The 26,341-nt window shown below is 38.4% G+C and carries 23 protein-coding genes; 16 read left to right on the top strand and 7 right to left on the bottom strand.

Going from position 1 to position 26,341, the window contains the following annotated elements; all coding sequences use genetic code 11:
• Positions 1–133 precede the first annotated feature (133 nt).
• Complete coding sequence (locus RCJ93_RS09325) at positions 134–565, top strand: single-stranded DNA-binding protein (protein WP_150283473.1); 432 nt, start codon at positions 134–136, stop codon at positions 563–565.
• Positions 566–833: 268 nt separating this feature from the next.
• Here RCJ93_RS09325 and RCJ93_RS09320 read toward each other — a convergent pair whose 3' ends face one another.
• Positions 834–3,608 carry a DEAD/DEAH box helicase gene (locus RCJ93_RS09320; protein ID WP_150283474.1) on the bottom strand — a complete coding sequence of 925 codons (2,775 nt, stop codon included), beginning with the start codon at positions 3,606–3,608 and terminating at the stop codon, positions 834–836.
• Positions 3,605–5,176 (bottom strand): SWIM zinc finger family protein, encoded by a 1,572-nt coding sequence (locus tag RCJ93_RS09315; protein ID WP_150283475.1) that lies wholly within the window; start codon positions 5,174–5,176, stop codon positions 3,605–3,607. Before RCJ93_RS09315 ends, RCJ93_RS09320 begins: the two co-directional genes overlap by 4 nt.
• 211 nt (positions 5,177–5,387) lie before the next feature.
• Here RCJ93_RS09315 and RCJ93_RS09310 point away from each other — a divergent pair, with 211 nt between their 5' ends.
• On the top strand, positions 5,388–5,855 hold the full coding sequence (locus tag RCJ93_RS09310; protein WP_066791767.1) for an IDEAL domain-containing protein: 468 nt from the start codon (positions 5,388–5,390) through the stop codon (positions 5,853–5,855).
• Between the two features lie 435 nt (positions 5,856–6,290).
• Here the strand turns inward: RCJ93_RS09310 and sda are convergent, their stop codons facing one another.
• A complete protein-coding gene (gene sda, locus RCJ93_RS09305) occupies positions 6,291–6,476 on the bottom strand; it encodes a sporulation histidine kinase inhibitor Sda (protein WP_066791768.1) in 186 nt (61 codons plus the stop codon).
• 760 nt (positions 6,477–7,236) lie between these two features.
• Between sda and RCJ93_RS09300 the strand changes: the two genes are divergently transcribed.
• From RCJ93_RS09300 to RCJ93_RS09280, 5 genes are all read left to right on the top strand, one after another.
• Positions 7,237–7,950 carry an IspD/TarI family cytidylyltransferase gene (locus tag RCJ93_RS09300; protein ID WP_066791769.1) on the top strand — a complete coding sequence of 238 codons (714 nt, stop codon included), beginning with the start codon at positions 7,237–7,239 and terminating at the stop codon, positions 7,948–7,950.
• Positions 7,947–8,972 carry a ribitol-5-phosphate dehydrogenase gene (locus tag RCJ93_RS09295; protein ID WP_147195379.1) on the top strand — a complete coding sequence of 342 codons (1,026 nt, stop codon included), beginning with the start codon at positions 7,947–7,949 and terminating at the stop codon, positions 8,970–8,972. The genes RCJ93_RS09300 and RCJ93_RS09295 overlap by 4 nt, the downstream gene beginning before the upstream one ends.
• A 2-nt stretch (positions 8,973–8,974) precedes the next feature.
• Positions 8,975–10,123 (top strand): CDP-glycerol glycerophosphotransferase family protein, encoded by a 1,149-nt coding sequence (locus RCJ93_RS09290; protein ID WP_223823502.1) that lies wholly within the window; start codon positions 8,975–8,977, stop codon positions 10,121–10,123.
• Between the two features lie 143 nt (positions 10,124–10,266).
• A complete protein-coding gene (locus tag RCJ93_RS09285; protein ID WP_446738904.1) occupies positions 10,267–11,421 on the top strand; it encodes an aminotransferase class I/II-fold pyridoxal phosphate-dependent enzyme in 1,155 nt (384 codons plus the stop codon).
• A 228-nt stretch (positions 11,422–11,649) separates the two neighbouring features.
• On the top strand, positions 11,650–12,288 hold the full coding sequence (locus RCJ93_RS09280; protein WP_150283477.1) for a LysE family translocator: 639 nt from the start codon (positions 11,650–11,652) through the stop codon (positions 12,286–12,288).
• A 52-nt stretch (positions 12,289–12,340) separates the two neighbouring features.
• On the opposite strand, the gene RCJ93_RS09275 is transcribed toward RCJ93_RS09280, so the two are convergent.
• Entirely contained in the window at positions 12,341–12,760 is a 420-nt protein-coding gene (locus RCJ93_RS09275) for a MarR family winged helix-turn-helix transcriptional regulator (protein ID WP_150283478.1), read from the bottom strand.
• 102 nt (positions 12,761–12,862) lie between these two features.
• On the opposite strand from RCJ93_RS09275, the gene RCJ93_RS09270 reads away from it, so the two are divergent.
• Positions 12,863–13,849, top strand: a complete 987-nt coding sequence (locus RCJ93_RS09270; protein WP_446738903.1) for a YhdH/YhfP family quinone oxidoreductase — start codon at positions 12,863–12,865, stop codon at positions 13,847–13,849.
• Between the two features lie 118 nt (positions 13,850–13,967).
• Here RCJ93_RS09270 and RCJ93_RS09265 read toward each other — a convergent pair whose 3' ends face one another.
• Positions 13,968–14,432, bottom strand: coding sequence for an SAM-dependent methyltransferase (locus RCJ93_RS09265; protein ID WP_150283480.1), 465 nt, complete (start codon positions 14,430–14,432; stop codon positions 13,968–13,970).
• A 184-nt stretch (positions 14,433–14,616) separates the two neighbouring features.
• Between RCJ93_RS09265 and RCJ93_RS09260 the strand changes: the two genes are divergently transcribed.
• The 4 genes from RCJ93_RS09260 (at position 14,617) to RCJ93_RS09245 (ending at position 19,109) form a co-directional block, all read left to right on the top strand.
• The gene (locus RCJ93_RS09260) at positions 14,617–15,711 is read left to right on the top strand and encodes a glycosyltransferase family 2 protein (RefSeq protein ID WP_150283481.1); all 1,095 of its coding nucleotides are present in this window, start codon (positions 14,617–14,619) and stop codon (positions 15,709–15,711) included.
• A gap of 170 nt (positions 15,712–15,881) precedes the next feature.
• A complete protein-coding gene (locus RCJ93_RS09255; protein WP_150283482.1) occupies positions 15,882–17,060 on the top strand; it encodes a CDP-glycerol glycerophosphotransferase family protein in 1,179 nt (392 codons plus the stop codon).
• Positions 17,061–17,094: 34 nt separating this feature from the next.
• The gene (locus tag RCJ93_RS09250) at positions 17,095–18,489 is read left to right on the top strand and encodes a polysaccharide pyruvyl transferase family protein (RefSeq protein ID WP_066791777.1); all 1,395 of its coding nucleotides are present in this window, start codon (positions 17,095–17,097) and stop codon (positions 18,487–18,489) included.
• A 260-nt stretch (positions 18,490–18,749) separates the two neighbouring features.
• Positions 18,750–19,109: a hypothetical protein gene (locus tag RCJ93_RS09245; RefSeq protein WP_150283483.1), complete on the top strand. Its 360-nt coding sequence runs from the start codon at positions 18,750–18,752 to the stop codon at positions 19,107–19,109.
• 163 nt (positions 19,110–19,272) lie between these two features.
• Here the strand turns inward: RCJ93_RS09245 and tagD are convergent, their stop codons facing one another.
• Entirely contained in the window at positions 19,273–19,662 is a 390-nt protein-coding gene (tagD, locus tag RCJ93_RS09240; RefSeq protein ID WP_066791779.1) for a glycerol-3-phosphate cytidylyltransferase, read from the bottom strand.
• A 25-nt stretch (positions 19,663–19,687) separates the two neighbouring features.
• Positions 19,688–20,845, bottom strand: a complete 1,158-nt coding sequence (locus tag RCJ93_RS09235; protein WP_150283484.1) for a CDP-glycerol glycerophosphotransferase family protein — start codon at positions 20,843–20,845, stop codon at positions 19,688–19,690.
• A gap of 407 nt (positions 20,846–21,252) precedes the next feature.
• Here RCJ93_RS09235 and RCJ93_RS09230 point away from each other — a divergent pair, with 407 nt between their 5' ends.
• The 4 genes from RCJ93_RS09230 (at position 21,253) to RCJ93_RS09215 (ending at position 26,316) form a co-directional block, all read left to right on the top strand.
• A complete protein-coding gene (locus RCJ93_RS09230; protein ID WP_147195359.1) occupies positions 21,253–22,074 on the top strand; it encodes an ABC transporter permease in 822 nt (273 codons plus the stop codon).
• A 24-nt stretch (positions 22,075–22,098) separates the two neighbouring features.
• On the top strand, positions 22,099–22,896 hold the full coding sequence (tagH, locus tag RCJ93_RS09225; protein WP_066791782.1) for a teichoic acids export ABC transporter ATP-binding subunit TagH: 798 nt from the start codon (positions 22,099–22,101) through the stop codon (positions 22,894–22,896).
• Positions 22,897–22,956: 60 nt separating this feature from the next.
• Positions 22,957–24,504 (top strand): glycosyltransferase, encoded by a 1,548-nt coding sequence (locus tag RCJ93_RS09220; RefSeq protein WP_150283485.1) that lies wholly within the window; start codon positions 22,957–22,959, stop codon positions 24,502–24,504.
• Between the two features lie 249 nt (positions 24,505–24,753).
• The gene (locus tag RCJ93_RS09215) at positions 24,754–26,316 is read left to right on the top strand and encodes a glucosaminidase domain-containing protein (protein ID WP_150283486.1); all 1,563 of its coding nucleotides are present in this window, start codon (positions 24,754–24,756) and stop codon (positions 26,314–26,316) included.
• The last annotated feature ends 25 nt before the right edge of the window (positions 26,317–26,341 follow it).

Raw genomic sequence — 26,341 nt, 5'->3', positions numbered from 1 at the left:
ATACTGCTCCGTTTCTCCAGAAACAAAATTGAATATCGAATCAAAATATAGGTTGAATTTTGTTTTCGCTATTTTGCTAAAACGTAGCCACCTCCGTATGATAGGGATAACTTAAGCGGGAGGAGGTGAAGATGTGAATCAAGTTGCTCTTGTGGGGAGGATAACAAAAGATCCAGACTTGCGGCGATTAGGGGAAGGTAGGATGGCAACAAGCTTTACCATTGCGATAAATCGCAAGTTCAAAAATGCGAATGGTCAGGTTGAAGCTGACTTTGTATCTTGTGTTGTGTGGGGCAAGCTCGCTGCGAATGTTGTCAAGTATTGCGGAAAAGGTTCATTAATTGGGGTTGGTGGCCGGTTGCAATCAAGGTCTTATGACCGTGACGATGGTAAGCGAGTATATTTAACAGAAGTGGTAGCGGATGAAGTTCGTTTTATCGCATTGAAGAACCGCGAAGAACATACTCAAAAAGGAACTGGAGACCAGAGGGCAACAACTCAAAATAACATACCACAGGGCTTTGTATTACCGACAGAAGAAGTGGAAGGGTTGCCGATTGTATAATGCGGCAAAGGTTGTAATGATAGCTCCTATGGCAAGACCGCGCCAATGGGTTTGATGAATTGTTCTAAATAAAAAATTCAACCAAATGATCATCCACAGAACAATTCAAAAAAGGCTATTACAGGTACAGGGAAATTATGTGATGAAAGTAAAGCGTATTAAACAAATGTCTATGGGGAAGACAGCGGATGAAGTCATCGATTGTATGACTTTATCTGTACATAATAAAAAGGTTCTGCTGTAAATAGCAGAACCTTTTTTAATTTGGCTAAAAGTTAAATGACAATAAATCCTTGATCTCATCGTCGTTTAGTTCCGTAATCCATTGGCTGGATTGGATTAATTCTTCCGACAACGATTGCTTTTCGGTTAATAATGTATCAATTTTTTCCTCTACCGTCCCAGTCGTCATGAACTTATGTACATGGACAAATTGGGTTTGACCAATCCGGTACGCACGGTCTGTTGCTTGGTTTTCAACTGCTGGATTCCACCATCTGTCTGCATGGAGAACATGGTTAGCTGCAGTTAAATTCAGGCCTGTGCCCCCAGCCTTTAAGGACAAAATGAAAACGGGAAATTCGCCTTTTTGGAAAGACTCGACAAAATAATCACGCTGATTTTTTGGCATGCTACCTGTTAAAAATGGCGCATCTATATCATAGAGTTCTGTTAGACAATGCTGTATGAGCTGGCCCATTCCAATATATTGTGTAAAGATCAGGCATTGCTCACCATTGCCTGCAATATCGCCAGCCAGGGTAATAATACGATCCAGCTTCTCAGAGCGTTCCATCATTTCTTTGGCGTTCTCGAAAGGCTCCTTTAAATAAAGAGCAGGATGGTTACACAGCTGCTTCAACTTATTAAGCATCTTTAAGATAAGCCCTTTTCTTTCAAAGCCTGAGAGTGTCTCCAGTTTTTGCACCGTTTCTTGTATAAAGCTTTCATAAAGCACGGCCTGCTCCTCAGTCAGCGGGCAATATTCCCGTTGTTCCACTTTGTCAGGCAAATTGAGCATAAGGGCAGGATCCTGCTTGGTACGTCGCAGCAGGAACGGCTGGATTTTCTTACGTAAACGGTGTTTATGGACTTCTGAATCATCTCGCTCAATCGGCGCTATATATTCTTCCTGGAAGCGTGAAAAGCTGCCCAGATAACCTTTGTATATAAAATCAAAGATCGCCCATAGTTCAGATAATCGGTTTTCAACAGGTGTACCAGTCAATGCTATATGATGTTTTCCACGCAATTTTCGAATCGCCTTCGATTGTTTTGTATGCATGTTTTTAATATTTTGCGCTTCGTCTAGCGTAACATTTGACCACTCTATTTCTTCAAGCATTTCTACATCCTGGGTGATGGTACCGTAGGTTGATAACACAATTTGCGGTTTTTCACGCTGCAAATGGTCGTAAAATGTTTGGTCCTTCAAACGTGTTGGACCATAATGCATATATACCTTTAAGGTAGGTGCAAATCGTGCTAATTCTTTTTGCCAGTTGCCAAGCACAGAGGTTGGGCAAATAATCAGAGACGGTGACGCTTCTTTGTTTTCATCATAGATATGCAGTAAATAAGAAATAAGCTGTACGGTTTTCCCGAGACCCATATCATCAGCTAAGCAAGCACCAAATTGTTGGTCGTGCATAAAGGATAGCCATTCAAATCCTTCTTGTTGATAAGGACGTAATTCTGCATGTAGATTTTGAGAGATGGGAACTTGTGGCAGGCCTTTTTTATCCACAAGTTTCTTAACATACTCTTGCAGGGACTTTTGCATTTCGAATTGGAAGAACGGATCATCTGCTTCCTCTTCTTCTTCGTCGTCAAGCGGAATGGTTAGCTCTTCCGGCAACTCTTGGAACAAAAGATCTTTCACTGTCCAATTCTCCGATTCGGCTTTATCCATCAGCTTGCGAATCTCTTGCATCCACTGTGCATCGACGCGTACCCATTCTGTACCAGCTCTGATAAATTCACGATTATCATTCACCATCTGTTGGAAGTCTTCCATTGAAATCTCTTGGCCATTTAAAGATAGCTTCCAGTTAAATGTTAAGATTTCTTGCAGGCCGGCAGCTGATTTATAGTTTGATGCAGTATTCGCGGTTGCCCGCACTTTGAAGCGGGAGTCCTTCAGCTCTTTCAGCCATGCAGGCAGAACAATTTCAAAACCTAATGCTTGAAGCCTTGCGAAATCTGACCGCAAAAACTCTCGAACATCCGCATCTTTTAACCGAGATGAAAGGAACTTCTCAGAGTCAACGTCTTGCATATATGCTTGATCTCTCAACAGGTCGATCATTTGCTGTTGCAGCTGTTGAATGCCGATTGCATAGTTCTTCCACTTTTCAGGAAGAGCATTTTCAATTTTTAAGGTACGTTTTCGCACTGGTGGAGCCCAGTAATTCATACTTTTCTTGCCTCGAATGACGGTTTCAAGGTGCCATTCATCTTCGTTTTCTGCTGGCTCTCTTAGCCTCATGCCAACATAGATCTCATCCTCAACAGTTTTGGAATGGATAGGCCAACCGCCATTTCGGAAATAAGATAAAAGGGAAGGGATTTCTCCAATGGCAAGCCCCAATTCAACTAGCTTTTGGGCCAAGGCTGTATTCACTAATTGTGAAGCTTGTTCATTAATTGGCAATTGGAGGGCAAGCTGGTCTTCTTGCACTGATACATAATCCCAAAGATCCTCGCTATACCAATATTTTGACGCAGCAGAAGCTGCCTCTATCCTTTCGTTTGAAGCCTTATCTGCTCCTTCAATAGAAATAAAAGGATGCCTTTGCTGGGCTGAGAACAGCTCGATGAATTCCAGTGGTGTCACTGTAACCGTATCGTCTGTATGGACTGCTGTTAGTCCATAAAAGGATGCCTCGTATTGATAAAAAAGGAAAGATAGCCACTCATCAACATTCATAGGTGTGCCGTGCTCATCAAGCGATTGGATCGTGTAGGACTGGCCATTTTCAGTTTTGATTTCCACTAGCAAGGTTTTCAAAAATGATGCTGGCACTTTTGATTGTAATGTCATAGCTTGAGGTTTCCTTTCTCGATTTCTTCTTGCAATGCTCGCAGGCGCTTATATTGCTTTTTCGTTTGGTCGATGTATTGATTCCAAAACTCGTTCTTTCCGCTTTTTTTGGCAGCGGTCTTCATTTTTTTCCATACTTGTACTGCCTGTTTATAATGCTGACGGGATTTTTGGCCCAATTCATTCATCGCCAAAGAATGGTATAGCGGCAAAAGTACTTCCGGTTTTTGCTCTACGACTGTTTTGAGACCGCAATTTTCCAGATATCCGAGTGAGGAAGGAAAGCGGTGATGAAGCGCCGACCATTCAGTGAATCGACCGCGTTCAACTAAAAAGAGCGAATAGGGCTGCAACCCATAAGTACCAGCTGCTGCAAATAAAACTTCCGCTTCTTCGTCATTAAGATTGATATAAGAACATAGCCTATGGAAAGCCCCCACAAAGTTTGGGCGGTAACGAATTGAAATATGGTTATTTATAAAAGTATCTAAGTGAGGAAGCATTGTACGCAAAATCATTGAAAGTGCTTCATAATCGTTATTGTTTGCGGCAAATTGAGCCAAGTCGAGCCATAGTAGCAGGTCTTCCGAGTTCATCTTCGAAAGCTCACGACCTAGTTCCTCATAATTTTTCAGCATAATATAGAACATAGACTCTATGCTTTCAATACGAACATCATCCGCTACTTGCGTAGTTTGCCGGATTGTTTGTAGCTCATTCTCACGTCTCGCTTTTTCGTTAAACATTGATTCCCAGAAGTTCTTGTAAATCATTAAACGATGTCCAAAAAAGCCCTTTTCCTGCAAAGTAAATCGGCGAACCATCGCCTGAAGTGTATCGTAAAATGGATCTGTAGCAAAAAGGCGGGATTTTGAAGAAGTCGTCCGTATATGCTCCCTAATATTTTCCTTTTCATTATCGATAAAGCGAATGATATAGCCACCATAGGATTTATGGACATCTTCTAAGTGCTTCCATGTATGAATCACTAAAGCCATATGTGTGAAAAGCTTAAACAAACTTTGCCATTCGCGTTCGAGAGGTGTCTCACGAAAAACTTGGCGCTGCATATCTTGAAAAATACTCTCCAGCAAGTATGGAGTGAGCGATGTTTGACGAAATAAGTTGGCCTTATACACTCTTTCTACTAGAGCTAACCAAGATTCAGGCGACCGTTCATCTTTTAGGAGATGAAGCTGTGTAGATTTACTTCTGCGGAAGTTATCTAGCCAGTCTGATAAAGAGTCAATATATTGATACAGAACAAAAATGGCTGCCACTTTATGGCGGCACCATATTTCTCTTGGACAGTTGCATGATATGCGATCAGTATTCATGTTTAATTGAACTAGTGTTGGCATAGCGTCTTGAACCACAAATTGAATTGTATTTTGTGTTTCGCTAAACGTGTTGATTTTCACATAATTATGGCGCGCCAAAAAGGCTGCACGCCGTACTAATTCTTCATCCTCAGCATCGCTGGCATGAAGTTGTAAATCTATTTCGGCCATTTGATTGCGTATAAAGCCTTCATATCTGTTGGCCACTTCAGAAATATTCATATTCATAGTGATCGCTCCTGAAAAAACTTTCCTTTCATTATATCGCTATTTAAGGTCTGCCGTAAATGCCTTTGAACCGTTTCGCCAAAAGCCTTCATAATTGTGCAAATGAATTTAAAAACATTCAGAAAAGGCGACAAAGATTTTTGTGTCATGATTAAAGGTTACATGATATATTGTTAATAATCAGAATATTCCTTATAAGGAGGGGAATAGAATGTTGGAAGTGAAAAGAATGGAACCATTCTACACAAAGCGAGATGGCGCAAGGCTCAAAATGGTTTTTGCCTATCAATATTTCTCCATAATAAAGGACGAAGAAGTATTTCATTTCATCCCTATAGAAGGTAAGGAAATTGTGATTAATTTATCCACTTTGCGCATCGAGAACTTGTCAGAAGTCTTTGTATTTCAAAAAGGAAGCCGATTTCTTCGATTGCCCTTACATGAATTGATGTTGACATCGGATGTAAATAAACATTTGGAGTTAATATTAGATGATCTTGAACTAAAAAGAGATGAACAGCTGAGCGCCCCTTCAGAGATGGATTTGCTGATAAAAGAACTGGAAGACATTAATCGCTTGCAGTTGATTGACAAAGCACTAGCAGAGCGAGATGAAGAGTTATTCTATACTCTCGCAAAAGAGATCGCACCAATGGAGGACGCACAGGTTGAACAATAAGTTAAACAATTAAGAAGCACCTAATCTTTAAAGATTGGGTGCTTTTGCTATATAAAAAAATTATCTATTTTAATTAGGGGAACATTATCCAATTAAGAGAAGGATAAATAGCAAGATTAATAGTATGGCGAGGAAACAACAATAAACCCATATGACGGCATCCATAAAGTTGAAACCTAAACGTTTCCACAACCCTCTCATCCCAATCCCTCCGTCTTCACACTGCCTTACTCATAGATATGAAGAGTTAAGACCTTTTGTGACTAATGACAGAAAGGGTCGATGGTATAGTGGTGTATATGCATTGGTGTAAAACACAGAATAAAAGAAGTTAAAAATAAAATTGAGTGAAGGACAATGGAGGAAATCATCAGACGGCAGGTATATGGAGTCAGTAACTGAACACAACCGGAGTATAGGTAAGCGGTTACGGAGTTACTGAATCTCCATCAGGGATTCTTCATCAAACAACATATCCCTGCCCTGTGAGTTGGATAAGACTTTCCGAAGCACACGATGATGAATTTCTTCCTCAAGAATGCGGATGAATTCAGGGTTCAAATTGTTTCTTTTGGCATCTTTATATGCTTGAACCAATAATTTGTCTGATAACGTATCCATAAACTTCCCTCCTTCTTTTTTTGAAAGTACTGGTTCTATATGGTCAAACGAAAGAATATTATTGTAGGTTGCTTGGGTGTACACCTAATTTAACAAATCGCTTCCAGCAAAACAATATGCCCTTTATCCACAAGAAATAGTGGATAAGATGTGATTAAACTGTGTGGAAAAATAGTAAACCAGTTGACTATGAGTGTGGACATTGTGCATAAACTTATCCACAGAAGACAGAAATATCGAAATTTGTCGAAAACTTTTTTATGAATAATAGTTCTATTATAAAGATTAGGTTAGTTTATAACTATTTTGGTTCAATTTACAAAGACATGGAAGTACAAAAAATAATTTCCACCATCTTAATAAATATCCAAATAAACAAATACTAAACCTTTTATAAAAAAATTTTCCAATTAATTTTTAAAAATATATAATTATGGAGCAGAGCTATCCTTTATCTCTTACTCACCGAACTTACGTTTCATTATAACAAAGAACAAAGGTTCGATTCAATAGACATTGCATTGTTTTTATCTTTTGAGAGGCAGTATAAAGAAGATTTTGTATAACTAAGATGAAAAGAGCGAACCCTATCCTAATCTATACGTCATGTAAGAATGATCAAGCAATTTAGCGCTATTTGGCGCTAGTAGAACATACAATGAAAATATGCTACAATTAGTGCCAATACGACAAGGTAATAATGTAGCATAATGCATACCGGCTAGTGCCGGAATTTCAAATAAGAAGAGGTGCTATACAAATGATTTATGCTGGAATACTAGCAGGCGGAAAAGGCACGCGAATGGGCAATGTGCCAATGCCAAAGCAATTTTTACACTTAAATGAAAAACCAATCATTATCCACACAATTGAGAAGTTTATACTAAATAAAAAAATCGATACTATTATCGTTGCAACTCCAAAAGAGTGGATACGTCACACTACCGATACATTAGTGAAATACGGTCTAACAATGCCAAACATTAAAGTAATCGAAGGCGGCACTGATCGTAACGATACCATCATGAACATCATTTCATATATTGAAAGCGTTTCTCCGGTCAGCGATGAAGATATCATCATTACACATGATGCGGTAAGACCTTTCTTGACGCACCGCATTATTGAACAAAATATTGAAGAGGGCTTAAAGAATGATGCTGTGGATACTGTTATCAGTGCGATTGATACAATTGTAGAATCAACAGACGGCGAATATATCTCGTCTATTCCAATCAGATCACATATGTATCAAGGGCAAACCCCACAAACCTTTAAAATTAATAAATTAAAGCAAATTTATAGTATGCTTAGCGAAGAAGAGAAAGAAATCCTTACAGATGCGTGTAAAATATTTGCCATCAAGGGTCTTCAAGTGAAATTAGTGCGCGGTGAAACATTTAATATCAAAGTGACAACTCCGTACGATTTAAGTGTTTCCAACGCAATATTGAAAGGAAGTATGGATAAGTGATTAACCAAATTTATCGCCTCGTATCACCAAGACAAATTGAAGTCACTTATAAAGACAGCTCTATAACAGCGGAAAAAGTGGTTGTACGCCCTACACATCTTTCTATTTGTGCGGCGGACCAACGCTATTACACAGGAACGCGCGGCGAAGAAGCAATGAAGAAAAAGCTTCCGATGGCTCTTATTCATGAGGGTGTTGGTGAAATCGCTTATGACCCGCAAGATGAATTCCCTGTAGGCACAAAGGTTGTTATGGTACCGAACAAGCCTACAGAAGAAGATCCTTATATTAGAGAAAATTATTTGACTACAAGCCACTTCAGATCAAGCGGCTATGATGGATTTATGCAGGATTATGTATTTATTCGCCGCGACCGTTTAATTGTATTGCCGCAAGATATTGATATGAATGTTGCTGCCTATACAGAACTTGTTTCTGTTGCTGTGCATGCTATCACTCGTTTCGAAGAAAAATCCATTAAACGCCGTAGTTCATTCGGCGTTTGGGGAGACGGCAATCTAGGTTTTATTACATCTTTATTCTTAAAAACGCTATATCCTGATTGTAAAGTGACGATCTTTGGGAAAACAGATTACAAATTAAATCAATTCTCATTCTGTGATGAAGCGATTTACATTAATGATATCCCAGAAGGCTATGAAATTGATCATGCCTTCGAATGTGCTGGAGGCAAGGGAAGCCAATATGCAATTGACCAAATCATTGATGTCATCAAACCAGAAGGCTCTATTGCATTGCTTGGCGTTAGTGAATATCCAGTAGAAATCAATACGCGCATGGTACTGGAAAAAGGATTAACACTTATCGGTAGCAGCCGAAGCGGTGTGGCCGACTTCCAACGTACAGTGGATATCTATAAAGAACATCCAGAAATCGTTGAATATCTAGCTACTTTAATTGGACAAGTCTTCCACGTGACATCTGTACAAGATGCGCTTAGTGCATTTGAATCAGACCTTTCTAATTCATGGGGCAAAACCATCATGAACTGGAAAATCTAAAAATGGGCATTGGAAGAACCATTCAATACAAAATATTAGCGCTTTACAGGCTGATCTATCGGTGCTGTTATCGTCTGGCATGCATGGGGAAGCCTGTAAAGTCTAATAAGGTTGTTATTCCTTTATATCGCCAAGACGAGCTTGAAGGCAACTTGAAGGCAGTATATGAAGAAATGAAAAAGACTCACCCAGAGCTGCAATTTCATATTATTAAGCCGAACAACAAGATTAGTGTAAAGTTGTTTAAGGAAATCAATATGATTGCAGATGCCAAAATTATCTTGTTGGATGATTATTACTTGCCGGTTTATTTAATCAATCCTCGAAAAGAAACAGATATAGTGCAACTTTGGCATGCAGCAGGCGCTTTTAAGAAATTTGGCTATAGTACGATCAACACAAAATTTGGTCCAAGTAGCAGTTATTTAGACGTTGTGCCAATCCATTCGCATTATACCCATGTATTCGTATCTTCTGAAAACATGATTCCGTATTATGCAGAAGCATTTCATATGCAGAGAGATCGTATTTTTCCATTTGGCGTGCCGCGCATTGATTACTTTAGCGATCAAGCGTTTGTAGAAAAGACGCGAGATCAGATATTAAAGACCTTGTCTGAAAAACAGCGAGGGATGGTTAAAATACTGATTGCTCCTACATACCGCGCTGGAAGCAGCTCAAAGGAATCTGATCTCGATATCGTAGAAGAGTTGATCAAGACAGCCGGACATCTTGACAAGGACAAGCTAATTGTCTTTGTAGGTCATCCGTATATTGACCATAGTCATTTCGAGGCGCTTCAAAAAACGAGCAACATCATCGTTGACGGGCAGTTTTCTACAAATGATTGGATGCTTGTGGCAGATGCTTTCATCACTGATTATTCTTCGGCCATATTTGAATTTGCGCTATTCCACAAGCCATTAGCGCATTATGTACCAGACTTAGAAGCTTATACAAAAAATCGCGGGTTATATAATGACCTTCATAACATTTCAGACGGTGCTATTTTGAGAAGCAGGTCAGCACTGATCGATTGGATTAACAGTCGGCATACAGGCGATTCATATGATACCTCTCGCATGGTAGAATATAATTTTTCCCAAACCTCACATATCGCAAAGAGCATTGTTGAGCAATTGTTTAAATAAGCAGCAGACGAACATTTTCTTGTTTGTCTGCTTTTTTTATGGATTTAGGAGAATTTTCCGTCTTTTATACATATAATTGTTCAACTATTCCGAATTGAACACTATAATGGAATGATAGAGAAATAGGGAAAGAGGGAATTACTATGCCATTATCATTGAATCCACAAATCCATCGAATCGGTTTGCCCGGAATTCGAAAGTTTTCCAACCTTCTAGTAAACTTTCCAAATGCCATTAATTTAACCATAGGCCAACCTGATTTTGCACCACCGGAGGCTGTAAAAAGAGCTGGTATCTATGCACTCGAAAATAATTTAACTACTTATTCCGTGAATGCTGGGTTAGTAGAACTTCGGAAAGCAGTCTCTACATTTTTAGCTGATAAATACCAATGCCAGTATGATGCAAATACTGAAATCCTTGTGACGAATGGGGCTTCCCAGGCAATTGATTCAGTGCTCCGTACGATTTTACAGGAAGGCGATGAGGTTATTTTGCCTGCTCCTATTTATGCAGGCTATGAGCCAGTTATCTCGTACTGCGGTGCAAAAACGGTTTATTTGGATACGACAGACACCGGTTTTCAACCATCTGCGACCAAACTAAAAGAGCTCATTACCCCTAAGACTAAAGCGGTGATCTTTAATTTCCCATCGAACCCAACAGGTGCCACGATTACACCCGATCAAATGGATGCATTGGCAGAAGTGCTAAAAGAAGAGGACATCTACATTGTATCTGATGAAATTTATAGCGAAAATACATTTAGCGGGGAACACCGTTCATTTGGCTATTATCCCGAACTAAAAGATCGCCTTTTTCTTATTCATGGTCTATCTAAGTCCCATGCTATGACGGGTTTCCGTATCGGGTTCCTGCTTGCCGATGCTCCACTTATTCAAGAAGTAGTGAAAGTGCATTCCTTCAATGCTATCTGTGCCTCTGTACCCAGTCAATATGCAGCCATTGAAGCACTGACAAACTGCAGGGATACGCCTGCAATTATGAATGAAAGCTATATACGACGTAGAGATTATGTATACAAAAGGTTAAAGGCAATGGAAATTGATGTACAGCTGCCAACTGGTGCATTCTATATCTTCCCATCCATCAAAAAATTCGGCCTTACTTCTGAAGAATTTGCTGTACGTTTTCTGAAGGAAGCCGGTGTCGGTACCATCCCAGGTTCTGTCTTTACTCCATATGGAGAAGGCTACCTCCGCATTACATACGCCTATTCAGATCAAGAATTGGAGGAAGGCATGAATCGTCTTGAACGTTTCATACAAACACTCTAATGATATGCGCTTATAATCAAAACTAGATAAGACAATTATGAAGGACATCACTATGTGATGCCCTTCTTAAAGTTGCTCCATATTTGTTTAATCTATATAGAATAAAAAAACCCCTAATTAGTATATTTTTTGTATTAATATTTATAATAGTGAATAATTATTTAAAAATATATGCTATATTAAAAATAGAAATATGTGGATGGAGAGATTTCTGAAGGGAGTGTTTTTTTGAGTTTATTTTTTACATATTTAATAGCTGGTCTTGCAATTGCAATGCCTGTAGGAGCTATGACGGTAGAAATGACGAAACAAGGTCTGAAAAAAGGGTTTATGCAAGGATGGGCTGTAGGGTTAGGTGGAATGACGGTTGATTTCCTATTAATTATTGCCTTGTATATGGGATTGGCATCTATCCTTTCTATATCTTATATACAAATACCAATGTGGCTGATTGGTGCTTTTTTCTTAGCCTATTTAGGGTACGATTCTATTAAAAACTCGAATCAAGACATTGCACTTGCTGGTGATAAATCGAATGTATCATTTTTTAGCTCCTATCGTAATGGCTTATTCGTAGCTCTTTCACCAGGAAATCTTATGTTTTGGATTTCTGTTTTTGGCGCTGTACTTTCCGATTCTTATGATATGACTCAACCAACGAAATTTTTAGTTGTTGGAGCGGGGATATTAAGCGGAATCTTACTTCATGATGTTGGTCTGCTTTCTATTGTTGCTGTAACAAGGAAAGTGATGAATCAAACCATGATCAAATGGGTATCGATTATTGCTGGGTGTATTTTATTATGCTTTGCAGGGTATTTCCTATATGAGTTTGTGATAGCGACAAAGAGACTACTAGTGAGCTGAAAAAAGGACAACACCTTTAATGTGTTGTCCTTTCTTAGACAGGATAAGTTCATTAGAAATCAGACTTTATAATAGCTTCTAATGCTTTTTTTAACGCTTCTGTATCGCTTTCAGTTAAATCTTGAAGAACCTTATGATTTAGCTTATCTGTGGCTGCTTCTACTTCTTCTCTGATTTCATTCGACTTTTCAGTTGCTATTACTAGGACATTTCTACGATTGTTTGGATCTACCGAACGTTCTATTAATTCGGCCTTTTGCATTTTATCTAATATTCCCGAGACAGTAGGGGCTTCTAAGTGGACCATTTCTCCAATTTGTTTAGGGGATAATTGTCCTTCTCTCCACAGGCAATTCAACACACCATATTGAGCGGGTGTCACGCCATATTCCTCTAATAGCTTGCTGAAGTATTTAAACACTTTATTTTGACTTACGCTTAGTAAAAAATTAATACACTCTTTTAATTCCATTAAATCTCCTCCAAATTGACATTACCTATAATATCATGGTAACTTTTACAATGAAATAGTTTTGTATCAGAAGTATTTTGCAACAAAAGGAGGAAGATATCTATGGATACATTCAAGGCAATAGTGGTAAAGGAACTACAAGATCAGGTCATTTATGGGTTAGAGGATGTTCATATGGACGCTCTTTCTGAGGGAGAAGTGTTAATTAAGGTAGCATACTCTTCCATAAACTATAAGGATATGTTAGCTGTTCAAAAAAATTCAGGAGTGATTCGGAATTATCCAATGATACCTGGTATTGATTTAAGTGGAACTGTTGTTAGTTCAACAGATAGTCGATACACAGAAGGTCAGAAAGTATTGGTTACAGGTTTTGGTACTGGAGTGAGCCATACAGGCGGGTTTGCAGAGTATGCGAGAATACCAGGAGATTGGATTGTTCCATTGCCAAACAACTTAACCTTAAAAGAAGCTATGGTTTTTGGAACAGCTGGATTTACGGCCTCGCTCTCTATCATCGCTTTAGAAAAGAAAGGCTTGGATGTAAACAATGATGCTAGAATCCTAGTCACTGGCTCAACTGGTGGAGTAGGTAGCGTAGCTTTACAAATTTTATCTAAAATAGGTTACAAAAATATCGCTGCTTTAGTTCGAAAAGATTATCAGGTAGAGGTTGCAAAGTCTTTAGGAGCAACAGAGATCGTTTTTGCACATGAATTAGGGGAACTGAATAAACCGTTGAATAAGCAAAACTTTGACTTTGTCCTAGATACTGTGGGCGGCGACATTGCTTCTGTCCTCATTCCTCAAATTTCTTATGGCGGTAGTATGAGTATGTGTGGAAATGCAGGGGGTATAAAAATATCATCAACTGTGTTGCCATTTATCCTAAGAGGAATAAGCCTTTTGGGCATTGACTCAGTAAATGTACCAATTGAAGATCGTCCTGCTGTTTGGGAGAAAATAGTCAATGACTGGAATATTTCTCAAACCACCTTAATAAATGAAATCTCGCTTGAAGAAGTACCACAAACAATTGAAGCTATTAAAAATGGTCAGCATGTAGGCAGAACGATTGTTAAATTTTAGAGGAACTATCTAATTGTTTTTCAATAATTGTTCCGCTACAATTACATTCAAATTTATATTGAAAACCCGTATACATTTTGCTTGTATACGGGTATTTTTCTTACAGATTAATGGGCGTTTAATCTCCCCAATAATTTTTCATTAAAGAAACGGACCAATCCGGTTGTCTTACTTCACCTCTAGGCAAGAATTCCTTCATTACAGGCTTAATATCAATAATAGGTGTGCCGTCGATTGAATCTAACCCCTTTACAATGAATGAACGTTGTTTTAGTTCAATCAGCTCAACGATCGTGACACCTATTTTATTCGGCCTGTTTTTTGCCCGTTGCGCAAAAATGCCGACCTCTGGATAATTTGTATTGTTTCTTGGATGTCTTGCTTCATACTGAATTTTATCGTCTGAAACCTTATCAAAGTAAAAAATGATTTCTAGATGTGAGAATTCATGAATGCCCCTTAGTGAGGCTTCATCTATATTTTCCACAAGTTCAATTGTTGATATGATTGGCCCCCATTGATCATCCGCAATATGCTTTCTTGTATTGTTAACAAAGGCAATTGGTTCAATCGTATACTGCATACTGATCCCTCTTTCTAATAAAAAATTCTCTCTAATTTAATTATATACCTACTTTTTATTTGTTAATTGTTTTTCTTCTACTTAAAAACCTAATGTTCCCTATAAAATCATTGATAGAAGATTATAAAATACTAAATTGGGATATAAGGAAAAAATGGATATACTATGAGTGGAGGTTTTGGATATGAAAAAAGTAACCGTAGCAGTTCCCGTGTATAATGCGGAAGAATATATTGAAACATGCTTGAATTCAATTGTAGAACAATCTTTAAATAAAGATGAGTATGAGGTTATTGTCGTGGATGATGCATCAACTGACCGGACGCAGAGCATACTTGAGTATTTCAAAATGCGCTACCCATCGCTCATCCAAACGATTTATCGCAGCGAAAATTCGGGCGGTGCCAGTGTACCGAGAAATGAAGCAATCGCCATGGCGCAGGGCGAGTATATCTTTTTTGTCGATAGTGATGACTATTTGGGTGCAGAAGCCTTAGAAAGAATGTATGCATATGGCCATGCCAACAATTCCGATATAGTGATCGGTAAATATGTCGGCGTGAAGGGTAGGAAAGTACCGGAAGCTATTTTTGCCAAAGGAAATTTAGAGAAGGCAGAAATACTAGATGACAGCCTGTTCTATGCCTTGTCAGCCCTTAAAATGTTCAGATTAGAGAAAGTGCGTGCGTTGCAGCTATCTTTTGACGCAGACGCCATTGTAGCAGAGGACCAAGCATTCACAGTTTCCATGTATTGTAATACGGAGCAAATCTCAATTGTAGCTGATTATGATTGCTACTTTGTGACGAAGCACGAGGATGGACATTTATCGGAAAATGAACTAAATACAGATTTATATTTTCGTTTAATGGCTGACATCCTTCATTCTATATATCAAGGTTCTGTCGGAGATACAGAGTACAAGCATAAACTGGCGGGCAAATTTGTGACGCGCATGTTCCGTCATGGACAATCAAAGGATTTCTTCAAGAACAAGCACATGACAATGGGACAAAAGAAAGAATGGCTTCTTGCCTTCTCACGTTTTATCAACGAGAACATGCCTGAGGAAGCAGACCGATACGTGACAGCTACATTTAGTGAAAGATTATACTATATTCGTGAAAATGATTTATATAAATTAACAATTGCGGAAAAGCTAAGAACCTTAACCACAGATGTCAAAAAGCTTAGAAAAGAAAATAAAGAGTTGAAAAAAGAAGTCAAAAAGTTAAAATCAGAAAAGAAATCACAAAGCGGTAACAAAACAGAAGGATGAGAAGAATAGCACAATTTGTCGTGATTTAGTGGAATCCACTGGAACGAATGAAGAAAAAACTTTATAATGTAGAAAGTTATACGGCAAAAAGGTGTGGCGAATGAAGCGATTACAGAAACAACACAATGACGCCATAATATTTTCATTAAACGGTAAAAGAGGTACATGCATTGAAGAAGCTAAAAAAAGTGAAAAAGAAATTTCGGAAGAAACTAGATAGAAAATTCAAAAGAGAAATATTCCAAGCACTTTATAAAATGTTTTCTCTATTGCCAATCGATAACAACAAAATCTCGATTCTTTCAGATAGCCGCAAAACATTGAGCGACAATTTTCAATTTGTTTATGATGAGTTGAAGAGAAGGCATAATTATGAATATTATTTCTTGCTAAAAGAAAGTGTTAAAAAACGCAAAAGATATTTAGAAATTATCCAACTAGCCTATAATATGGCTACATCAAAAGTCATCATGGTCGATGATTTTTATCCAATGGTGTATCCGCTGAAAATCCGTAAAAATGCTGATTTAATCCAGCTTTGGCATGCAGTGGGCGCATTTAAAACATTCGGCTATAGCCGTGTCGGCAAAATTGGCGGTCCAGATCCGAATTCCAAAAACCACAAAAACTATACAAAGGTAACGGTCAGCTCTTCGACTGTTGCGCCCTTCTATGCGGAAGGCTTTGGTGTTTCTTTGGACAAGGTTATTCCTACTGGGATTCCACGTACTGATGTTTTCTTCGATGAAACATACAAGAAAGATAAAGAAGAAATGTTGTATACTAAGTATCCGGAATTCAGAGGGAAGAAAATCGTACTCTATGCGCCAACTTTTAGAGGTAATGGACAAAGCAGTGCACACTTTCCAATGGAGATGCTTGATTTCGATCGTATTTACGAAAAGTTGGATGACAATACCATCTTCCTAATCAAAATGCATCCATTTGTGAAGAAGAAAGTTCATATCCCTGCTGAATACAAGGATAAGATTCAAGATTTCACGAAATATCCAAGCGTAAATGATTTATTGTTTATTACAGACGTGTTAATCACAGACTACTCATCTGTTTGCTTTGAATACGCATTATTAAATAAACCAATGATTTTTTATTGCTTTGACCTTGAAGAATATATCGAAACGCGTGATTTCTATATTCCATACCAAGACTTTACGCCAGGTCCGATTGTCCGTACCTGTGATGCCATGATTGATGAAGCAATTCAATTAAAAGATGTGAAAGCTGTAGATTATAAAACATTTACAGACAAATTCTTTGAGGATTTGGATGGCAAATCTACTGAACGTGTAGCGGATTTAATTGACGCTTGCATGGCTTCCAAGTCTTAACCCCCTATGAAAGAAGAAGGAGTGTTATCAACACATGAAGAAATATTTAATACGCTCAGGGATTACGCCATTTCAAACGTTTAGCCCCGCGGAGATGATTGTGAACAATTCAATTGGCGGAAATGTAGGCAACCTAATTTATGCATACAGTGTGTACCGTACATTAATGACGGATGAGAACGTAGAATTCGTGCCCGATTATTATAAAATCAATCCAAAAGATGCAGACTACATCAATGAAACTTATGATGCTTATCTAATTCCGCTTGCGGATGCATTCCGTAAAGATTTTGTGCCAACACTACGCAGATATACGCAGTTAATCAACAAATTAAAAATTCCCGTTTACGTAATAGGCGTTGGCTTACGTACAACATTTGATCCTAAACCGGATGATGAATTTGAATTTGACGAAGACGTAAAAGCATTTGTTAAAGCTGTATTAAAAAGATCTCCAATGATCGGGGTGCGCGGCCAAATTACGGCGGATTATCTAACTCGCCTTGGCTTTAAAGACGGCGTTGATCATATGGCAATCGGGTGCCCATCTATGTACACATTTGGTCGAGAGCTAAAAATCCGTGAAACGAATATTACGCCAGAATCTATGGTTGCTGTCAATTCTTCACGTCTTTCACCGAAAAATGTGTTAGATTTCATTACACGTAGCATGGATGAATTCCCAAATCATTACTTCATCCCCCAATGGCTGAAAGAATTGAGATTGACGTATATTGGTTATCCAGAAATTCCAAAAATCGAAAATGGCAACTATCCAGGAAAAATTACAGATCCTGTTTATGCTAATAACCGTGTTCGCTATTTCCTAAACGTTCCTACATGGTTAGAATTCTTGCAACAAGCAGACTTTGCATTCGGCGCACGTTTACACGGCAACATTACGTCAACAATTGCCGGAACGCCAAGCTTGATGATTCCAAAAGATGGTCGTATGCGCGAATTAACTGAGTACCACCATTTAACACATGTATGGGCAAAGGATATTGACGACAACACAAACATTTGGGACTTAATTGAAAAAGTGGATTTCCATGAAGCATCAAAATACCAAGGCGAGAATTTTGATCGTTATATCGATTTCCTAAATTTAAGCAAAATCGATCATATCTATAAAAATGGCAACGAACCAACACGTATTCCGCTTGATGAAAAGCTAGCTGGCGTTGATTTACAGCCACCTCTAGAACCTATTACAAGCTGCACAATTCCAGAAGCGGTAAAACGTTTTGAAACACTTTCTGAGCTTGAAAACAAAAATGCACCAAAAGCAAAAGCACCTTCAAGCGGCTCTGCTGAAAAACGCAGACTAGAAGAAAAAGAAAAACAAATTAAACATTTGCAAGGTACATTAAACCGTAAATCCGTTCGCACAGCATTGAAAATTGCAAACATGTTTGCGAAGAAATAAAATAAAGACTGTCCATTCGTTATGAGTGGGCAGTTTTTTTATATTTTTTGATCGTCAATGATTTAACATTTACAGACGAAATATTAAAAAGAAAATCGTACTTGTAATTTTTAAGGTAGGAAAAGTTATTATTAAATGCATAGATTAAGATATAGATTATAGTAGGAAGTGTTGGAGAAATGAATATTTAATTTACTCATCTTTTCAATATTGGTATTATTAACTAACAGGGATGCCGTGTGAGAAAAGGAAGTGTGTTTTTGGAAAAAATCACTTTTTTTATATTTAATATAATTTTAGTATTTATATTATTTTTCGATTTTTTTGTACGAGGTAGTAAACTTATATTTGCATTTTTGCTTATTTTGTTAGTAGTAGTTCTATTATTGAATTTTTATTTTTCTAAAAATGAAAAGTTTAGATGGACAATAGGTAAGAAACAGGAAGCGTTAGTAGAGGCTTTAATTGCTACATGTATGATGGTTTTAATTGTTATTTTTTATTTGTTGGGTGGACGTTCTCAGCATGGGGTGGATCCCACAGGATCTGTTATTTGGATATTATATTTATTAACATTAGGTAAGTTTTTTAAGGATTATAAAGAGAATATTCCGGAGTAGAATAATAAATAACACTCAATATCTTATTCATTCGCCTTTTTGTTTTTTACTATATGTCTGAATAATATTGATAGGTTAAGGGAGTTCATACAAACAATAAAATGAGTAGAAGCGTCCTAGAGAACCTGCAACCAAATAAAAAACTGCAGAGACACCTCTGCAGTTATTTTGTCATTAAATCATCTTTTATTTTCGTTGTAGAAATACCTTCTGTTCGAGGAAGGTAGATCACTTCGCAATAATCTTTTAGAAAATCAAATTTGCCTTCCCAGTCGTGGCCCATGACAAATGTGTCAATCCGATGTGTTTTAACATCGTCAATTTTTTGCTCCCATCTGTTTTCAGGGATGACTTCATCCACATACCGGACTGCTTCGAGGATGGTTTTTCGGTCCTCATAGCTGTAGTATGCTTGTTTACCTTTGATGGCATTGAATTCGTCGGTTGATACGGCAACGACAAGATAGTCACCAAGCGCTTTTGCCCGACGCAAAATATTGATATGGCCGACATGGAGAAGATCAAATGTGCCATATGTAATGATTCGTTTCACAGTAATGCCTCCATTCAATGCGCAACTAATTTCGTGCAAGCAAATAATCAACTAGCTTGCTGCTTGCGTGACCATCCGAGAATTGATTCCACGAAGCAGAAAATCGTTGAATGCGCTCATGGTCAAATACATTATTTTGTAGAACGTATACAAGTTCATCGTCCGTTGATACGACAGGCCCAGGCACAAGATCCTCATAGTTGGTCCAAAAACCACGTTCCATCTCATATTTCTCCAAATCATATGGATAAAAGATTTGTGGCTTCCCAAGGAGAGCGTATTCAAATGGAATCGAAGAATAATCTGAGATGACGCAATCAGCTACACACAGCAAATCATTAATTGGTACATTATTTTTTACAGAGATAATTTGTGGATGATTCATCGCTGCCAAATTTTGCGCCACAGCAGGATGCAATTTAATGATTAATAAATAATTTTCGCCAAGTTCGTTTATGATATCCTTAAAGTCTATCGGAATACTTTGTGCATTGAGCTGCTGATCGCGGAAAGTAGGCGCATAAAGAATAATGCGTTTGCCGATCATGTCGGGATATTCTTTGAACAATGCAATTTTCGCCGCTTCCATAGCATCCAGGTCATAGAAAAAGTCTGTACGTGGAATGCCTAAACGTAAAAACTGACCATCCTTCATCTCAAATGCGGATTTGAAAATTGGGACCATCTCGTCTGAGCCTACTACGACACGATTCATACGATTGTACACACGTCTAAAACGGCGTACTGCAGCGGGAGAGCGAAACAGCACGCTCGCATCCTGCATACCGAACTTCTTCACAGCACCTGCTGCATGCCATAGCTGGATACACTCTACATCTGGCCGGAAATTCGTCACACTCAGAATAGGGAAATAATTATCAATTAAAATGGTCCGAGCTGTTGCCAAATGATAAAGACCTCTCACATAATCCATTATATTAGTTGGACTAAACGACAAAATCGCCTTAGCTCCGGTCCCTTTAAATGTTTCTTTACATTTAGAGGTACGCAGCACGATGAAACCTTTTTCCCCCCGCCTTGCCAGCTCATTCGCCACAAAGCGCGCGTTGTCTCCAAAATCACATAATAATACAATTTTTTTCTTTAAAGGCATTAGATTAAACAATTCAAAAATACATTTATTTATAAATAAAAATAGTTCAATTAACCATTCTTTTCTCATTCATTCACCCAATCTACAAAAACTATCTATCCTGCAATGGCAGTACTATGCCACATATTAATAAATGCAGCTTAATAACACGCAACAATCAGTCAGTAAAAAAATCAAAATGATTGAAGTTTATCTTTATAGTTACTGATTATAGCATAGTTTTGCCGACTTTTTCTAAAAAATACCGCGTGACAAATTTCACAAAAAGATGTTATTGCGCTAACGGAATATTTTCCATTAATATGTTATACTATGTTGAAGTATTTTTCTTAATAAATATAAATGAATTGGTGTATTGTGGAACCTTCGATTGCCGCTAGCGTTAGCATTGTAGCGTAAGCGACAAAGCATGCGATAAGGGGCAGAAGCAGTATTCATTTAGGAAATCAAAACCACGAAATTGAGGAATTAACGAAATGAGAGCACTTATAAAAATTATAAAAGAACAATACCATTCTTTTTATTTAATAATGCGCTTGGCTAAATTTCAATTGCGCATCGACAATCAAAACAACTATCTAGGTTTTGCATGGGAAATACTTAATCCAGCGATACAAATGGCGATGTACTGGTTCGTCTTCGGCTTTGGAGTTCGCGGTAAAGAGAATATCACGAACGGCCATTCAGAAATACCGTACATCTATTGGATGCTCGCAGGGATATCAATGTGGTTCTTCATCAATAAGGCGATTCTAAACGGGTCAAAGGCCATTTATCAAAAATATACGATGGTCGCCAAGATGAATTTCCCATTATCCGTATTGCCGAGCTATATCATCATGGGGAAATATTACGGCCATTTAGCGCTTGTAGGCCTCATTATGGTTGTTTTCTGGATTAAGGGTTATTACCCAAGCATCTATTATATACAGCTAATTTATTTCTTACTGATGAGCTATATTCTCGCATTTGCGATTACACTCGTGACATCAACGCTTACTGTTGTTGTACGGGATATTCAAATGCTTATTCAGTCACTATTACAAGCGATGTTCTTCTTATCACCTATCTTATGGGATCGTTCTACATCGATGCCGCACTGGATTCAAAGTATTTTACAGCTTAACCCATTCTATTATCTAGCTAATGGCTACAGAGCCTCGCTTTTATATAATGACTGGTACATTGTAGAACACTGGCAGCTGACTCTATACAACTGGGGATTAATTCTATTCCTTCTGTTAATCGGTTCAACAGCGCACTTTAAATTCAGAAACCGCTTCTCTGACTTTATCTAAAAATGTATTAAAAGGAGAATTACCATGGCGGAATCCGTGATTATCAAAAATGTAACTAAAACATATCGTATGTATAAAACAAAGGGCGAGCAGCTGAAAGATCTTGTGTTGCCTGGAAAATCTGGGTCTGATTTTAATGCAATAGAAGATATCTCCTTCGCAGTCGAAAAAGGGGATGTTGTCGGCCTTGTAGGCATCAACGGCTCCGGCAAATCGACTCTATCCAATATCATCGGTGGTATTGTGCCGCCAACATCTGGCGAGGTGATCGTCGATGGAGAAGTCAATGTGATTGCTATCAATGCAGGCCTGAACAGTCAATTGACAGGCATCGAGAATATCGAATTCAAATGCTTGTTGATGGGCTATAGCAAAGAAAGAATTGCAAAAGTCATGCCTGAAATTATCGAGTTTTCAGAGCTTGGGGACTTTATCTATCAGCCTGTAAAAAAATACTCTAGCGGGATGAAATCAAAACTCGGCTTTGCAATTAGTGTGACCGCAGATCCTGATATCCTGATCATCGACGAAGCGCTATCGGTGGGTGACCAAACCTTTGCTGACAAATCGCTTGCAAAGATGAATGAATATAAAAAACGTGGCAAGACCATCTTCTTTGTCAGCCATAATTTGTCGCAGGTACGAAGCTTCTGTACGAAGATTGCTTGGATTGAAGGCGGCCACTTACGAGAATTTGGGCCGACTAATATTGTCATGAAGAACTATTCCGAATTCATTAAGAAATATCATAAACTTTCGCCTGAAGATCAAAAGGCTTTCCGCGATAAATTGGCCAATCGCCGCAAACAGAACAACAAGTAGTTTTTCACGGATCGAGGCTAAAACTCGGTCCGTGTTTCACCTTAAAAGGATGTGAACTCAATGAAAAGAACAGTATTTATGACAACTTGGGGCATTAGTGATACGTTGGATGACACAACAAAAGAGTTATTACAGCGAGCATCCCTATTTGCAAATGACGAGTATCGCCCGGTTATTCTGACAATGGATTTTAAAATTAATTATGATGAGATTATTAAAGGGCTTTATGCTACAGGCTGGTTAAAAAAAGAGGTTGAAGTAATAAACGTCTTTGATTATTACCGCCAAAAGTTCTCTTCTAAAGAAGTGTCCGCTGCTCAAAAAGCCCAATATGAACAAAATATCAAAAAATATGAGGGCGACTACTGGGTACAAGATGGTGATACAATAGCACGTTATTTCCAAAACGGCAGTTATATCAAGTATAAGCAATGGGATGAGGATGGCGTGCTGAAGTTCATCGACTACTTCGATGAAAATCGTGTACGTATCCGAAAAGAAGAATACAATCCGAAGGGCTACAAAATTCGAGAGACTTTGTATCACCCAGCCAATAATAAAAAGAACCAAGAGCGCTTCTTTACGCCCGATGGCTTTTGTTACTGCACCAATTGGTTCAATTACCAAACAGATAAGCAGCAAGCGCTTTTCCTATTTGACCCTGCTCATAAAAAAGCGGAGGACTTTTCGAATCGAAAAGACTTTCAAATTTACTGGCTAGAAGAATTGTGCCGAACTGAAGTCGTGAAACCGGTCATCATTGTAGACGGCGTGTTAACTGTCAATCGCGTCATTCAGCTTGATGATGATTTAGCGTATAAAATTTATAACATACACCAAAATCACTTTGAAGCGCCTTACACATTGGGCAGTGACTATAATAAAGCAACTAAGCCAATACTTGATATCGTTTCTAAAGGTTTTCCAATCGTTGTGCCGACATCACAGCAACAGTTGGACTTGCACAAAGAGATTGGCAACAGAGGCAATATTCATGTTATTTCACCAAGCGTTGAAATGCCACGTGCTAAGAATGAAAAAAATTCGTTGCTTGTTTCGATGATTGCAGATTTTACGGCAGAAAACCGCATTGGCCAAGCAATCGAAGCATTCATGGAGGTTGCGCGCGACATACCAGGTGCGAAGCTTGAAATTTACGGATCGGGCGAAGAAGAAGACAAGCTGAAGAAATTAATTAAAAAGCTTAAAGTCGCGCACGGTGTAAAACTTAAAGAACCAGTTCAAGATACAGATGCGGTCTACTCGAAATCAGCTGTCTCAATCGTTACAGCAGAAGCGAAAGGTTTCGTCCAAAGTATTCTCGAATCATTTGCCAACGGTACACCTGTTGTGGCTTATGACACCAACTATGGACCAGCTCAACTCATCCAAAACGAGGAAACCGGCTATCTTGTACAAGATGGAGAAATTGAGGCATTAGCAGATCGTATCAAAAAATTGCTTGATAGCCCAGAAGACAGACAACGAATGGGTAACAATGCACAGCAATTAGTGAAAGAACAATATACACCTCAAAGCTTCTATGAAAACTGGAAGCAACTAATTCAGAGCACTATCGAAGAAGATAAACAGAAACCATTGCTTTAGGGCGATGGTTTTTTGTTTTAGTAGGTGCCATCATTTATTGCAGGTCTCGTGGGCTTTATAACCGTTCCTAGGAGTTTTTCAACCGTTGCCATCAGATTTACAACCGTTCCCCGGAAATTTACTACCGAAATTGAATAATTTAAGTCTTTTTTCCCTCTTCAAACAACAAAAGTCACTACTTGCTGTTTAAATAGCTTCCATTTTCGGTTACAATAGCCATATCTAAAACATCCACCGAAGGGAGTACTCATGAATCAAACAGCAAAAGGATTTTTTCTAGTCTTAACTTTTATCCTCGGCATCACTATCACTATGCAAGTACCCGTAGGTGCAAAAACTGCATACAAGACAACGAAAACTCAGGAAGTTGCTCGTATTAAAACGACGTCAGCCAAAATTTATAGCAATCCAACGAAGCTCAAAAGCTTCAAGCTAGCTGCAAAGACACGTATGAGTAAAACTTATGAAGCCAACAGAAAAACAAAGATTGGCAAAACAACGTACTATCAGCTTACACAAGGCAAAACTAAAGTTGGTTGGTTAGCGACAAAAGATATCACACGCCATAAACGCATCCTGCAAAGCACCAAGAAAACAACAGCATACATAGCAGGGACACACAACTCCTATAACATGCCATGGGGCACAACGAAGAACAAAGTATCATCACTAAGTAGCTCTCGTGCAAAAGAATTCAAAGCTATACGCATTGAAAAGATTGGCAGTACTCTTTGGTACAAGGGTACATTGAACAATAAAACGGTGTGGATTTCACAGAGTGCCCTTAAAACAAATCCATATACAGCACTCAATCTTAGAAAACCATCAAACGTTACTGCGAAAGAAATGCAAAACTTCTTAATCAGTAAAGGGAAGTTACCCAATAATGTATTGTACAAGCTAGCACCGACTTTCGTTACGTTACAAAAAGAAGCGGGCATTAATGCGCAATTTATGCTGGCGCATGCCATTCTTGAAACAGGCTGGGGAAGTTCAACCATTTCCCAATACAAAAACAATTATTTTGGTTATCAAGCCTACGATACCTGTGCATTAACCTGTGCCAAATACTTTCCCTCGGGCAAAGCTGGACTTAGCGCATATGCCTATAAAATTTATCGAGACTATCTAACAAGCTCTGGTGCATATTACAACGGTCCGACACTAATTGGCATGAATGTCCGGTATGCGACAGACCCAGAATGGAGCGACAAGATTGCAAACTTAATGGCTCAAATGAAATCGTATAGCAGTAGCTATTATAGTAAAAAAACAGCAAGCAAAGTTGTTTTTAAAGAGCCAAAAGAGTACAACAACGTCATTCCGGTAGGGAAACCACAGCCGGATCAATTCCTAACAATGCCGGATGCGATTAAAGCGAAAGTGGATGTAGCGGAAGGCGCCCAAATCTACAGCCTGCCTTATGTTTACTCCGCACAATACGGCACCTACAAAAAAGGCAAGGCTATCACTTTAAAGGCCTACCACACAGATGTCCGTGATTTTACAAATACCAAAGGTAAAATGGTGCGCTGGTATCGCATTGACTACAGTGGCAAACAAGGCTGGCTCAGAAGCGATCAAATTGCAGTTTCGAATTTAGGCTTTACCAACAATCGTACTGCACTTCAAAACGACAAGTACACACAAGTGGCATCAGTTAATAAGAATGCATTGATCAAGTTGGTCAAAAAAGATAATAAATATGTTACAAAAACAGACAAGAAAAAAGTGAAATGGTATCAAATCTACAAACCAGGCTCTACAAAAAAACTATGGATTAAAAGCTCTAACCTGCAAATGTTCAACTAAAAAGTAACGAGGTTCCTTCTCTGGA

Source organism: Rummeliibacillus sp. BSL5, from assembly GCF_052928305.1.
Note: the sequence above shows the minus strand (reverse complement) of the source record. Positions and strands in the feature narration are given on the sequence as shown.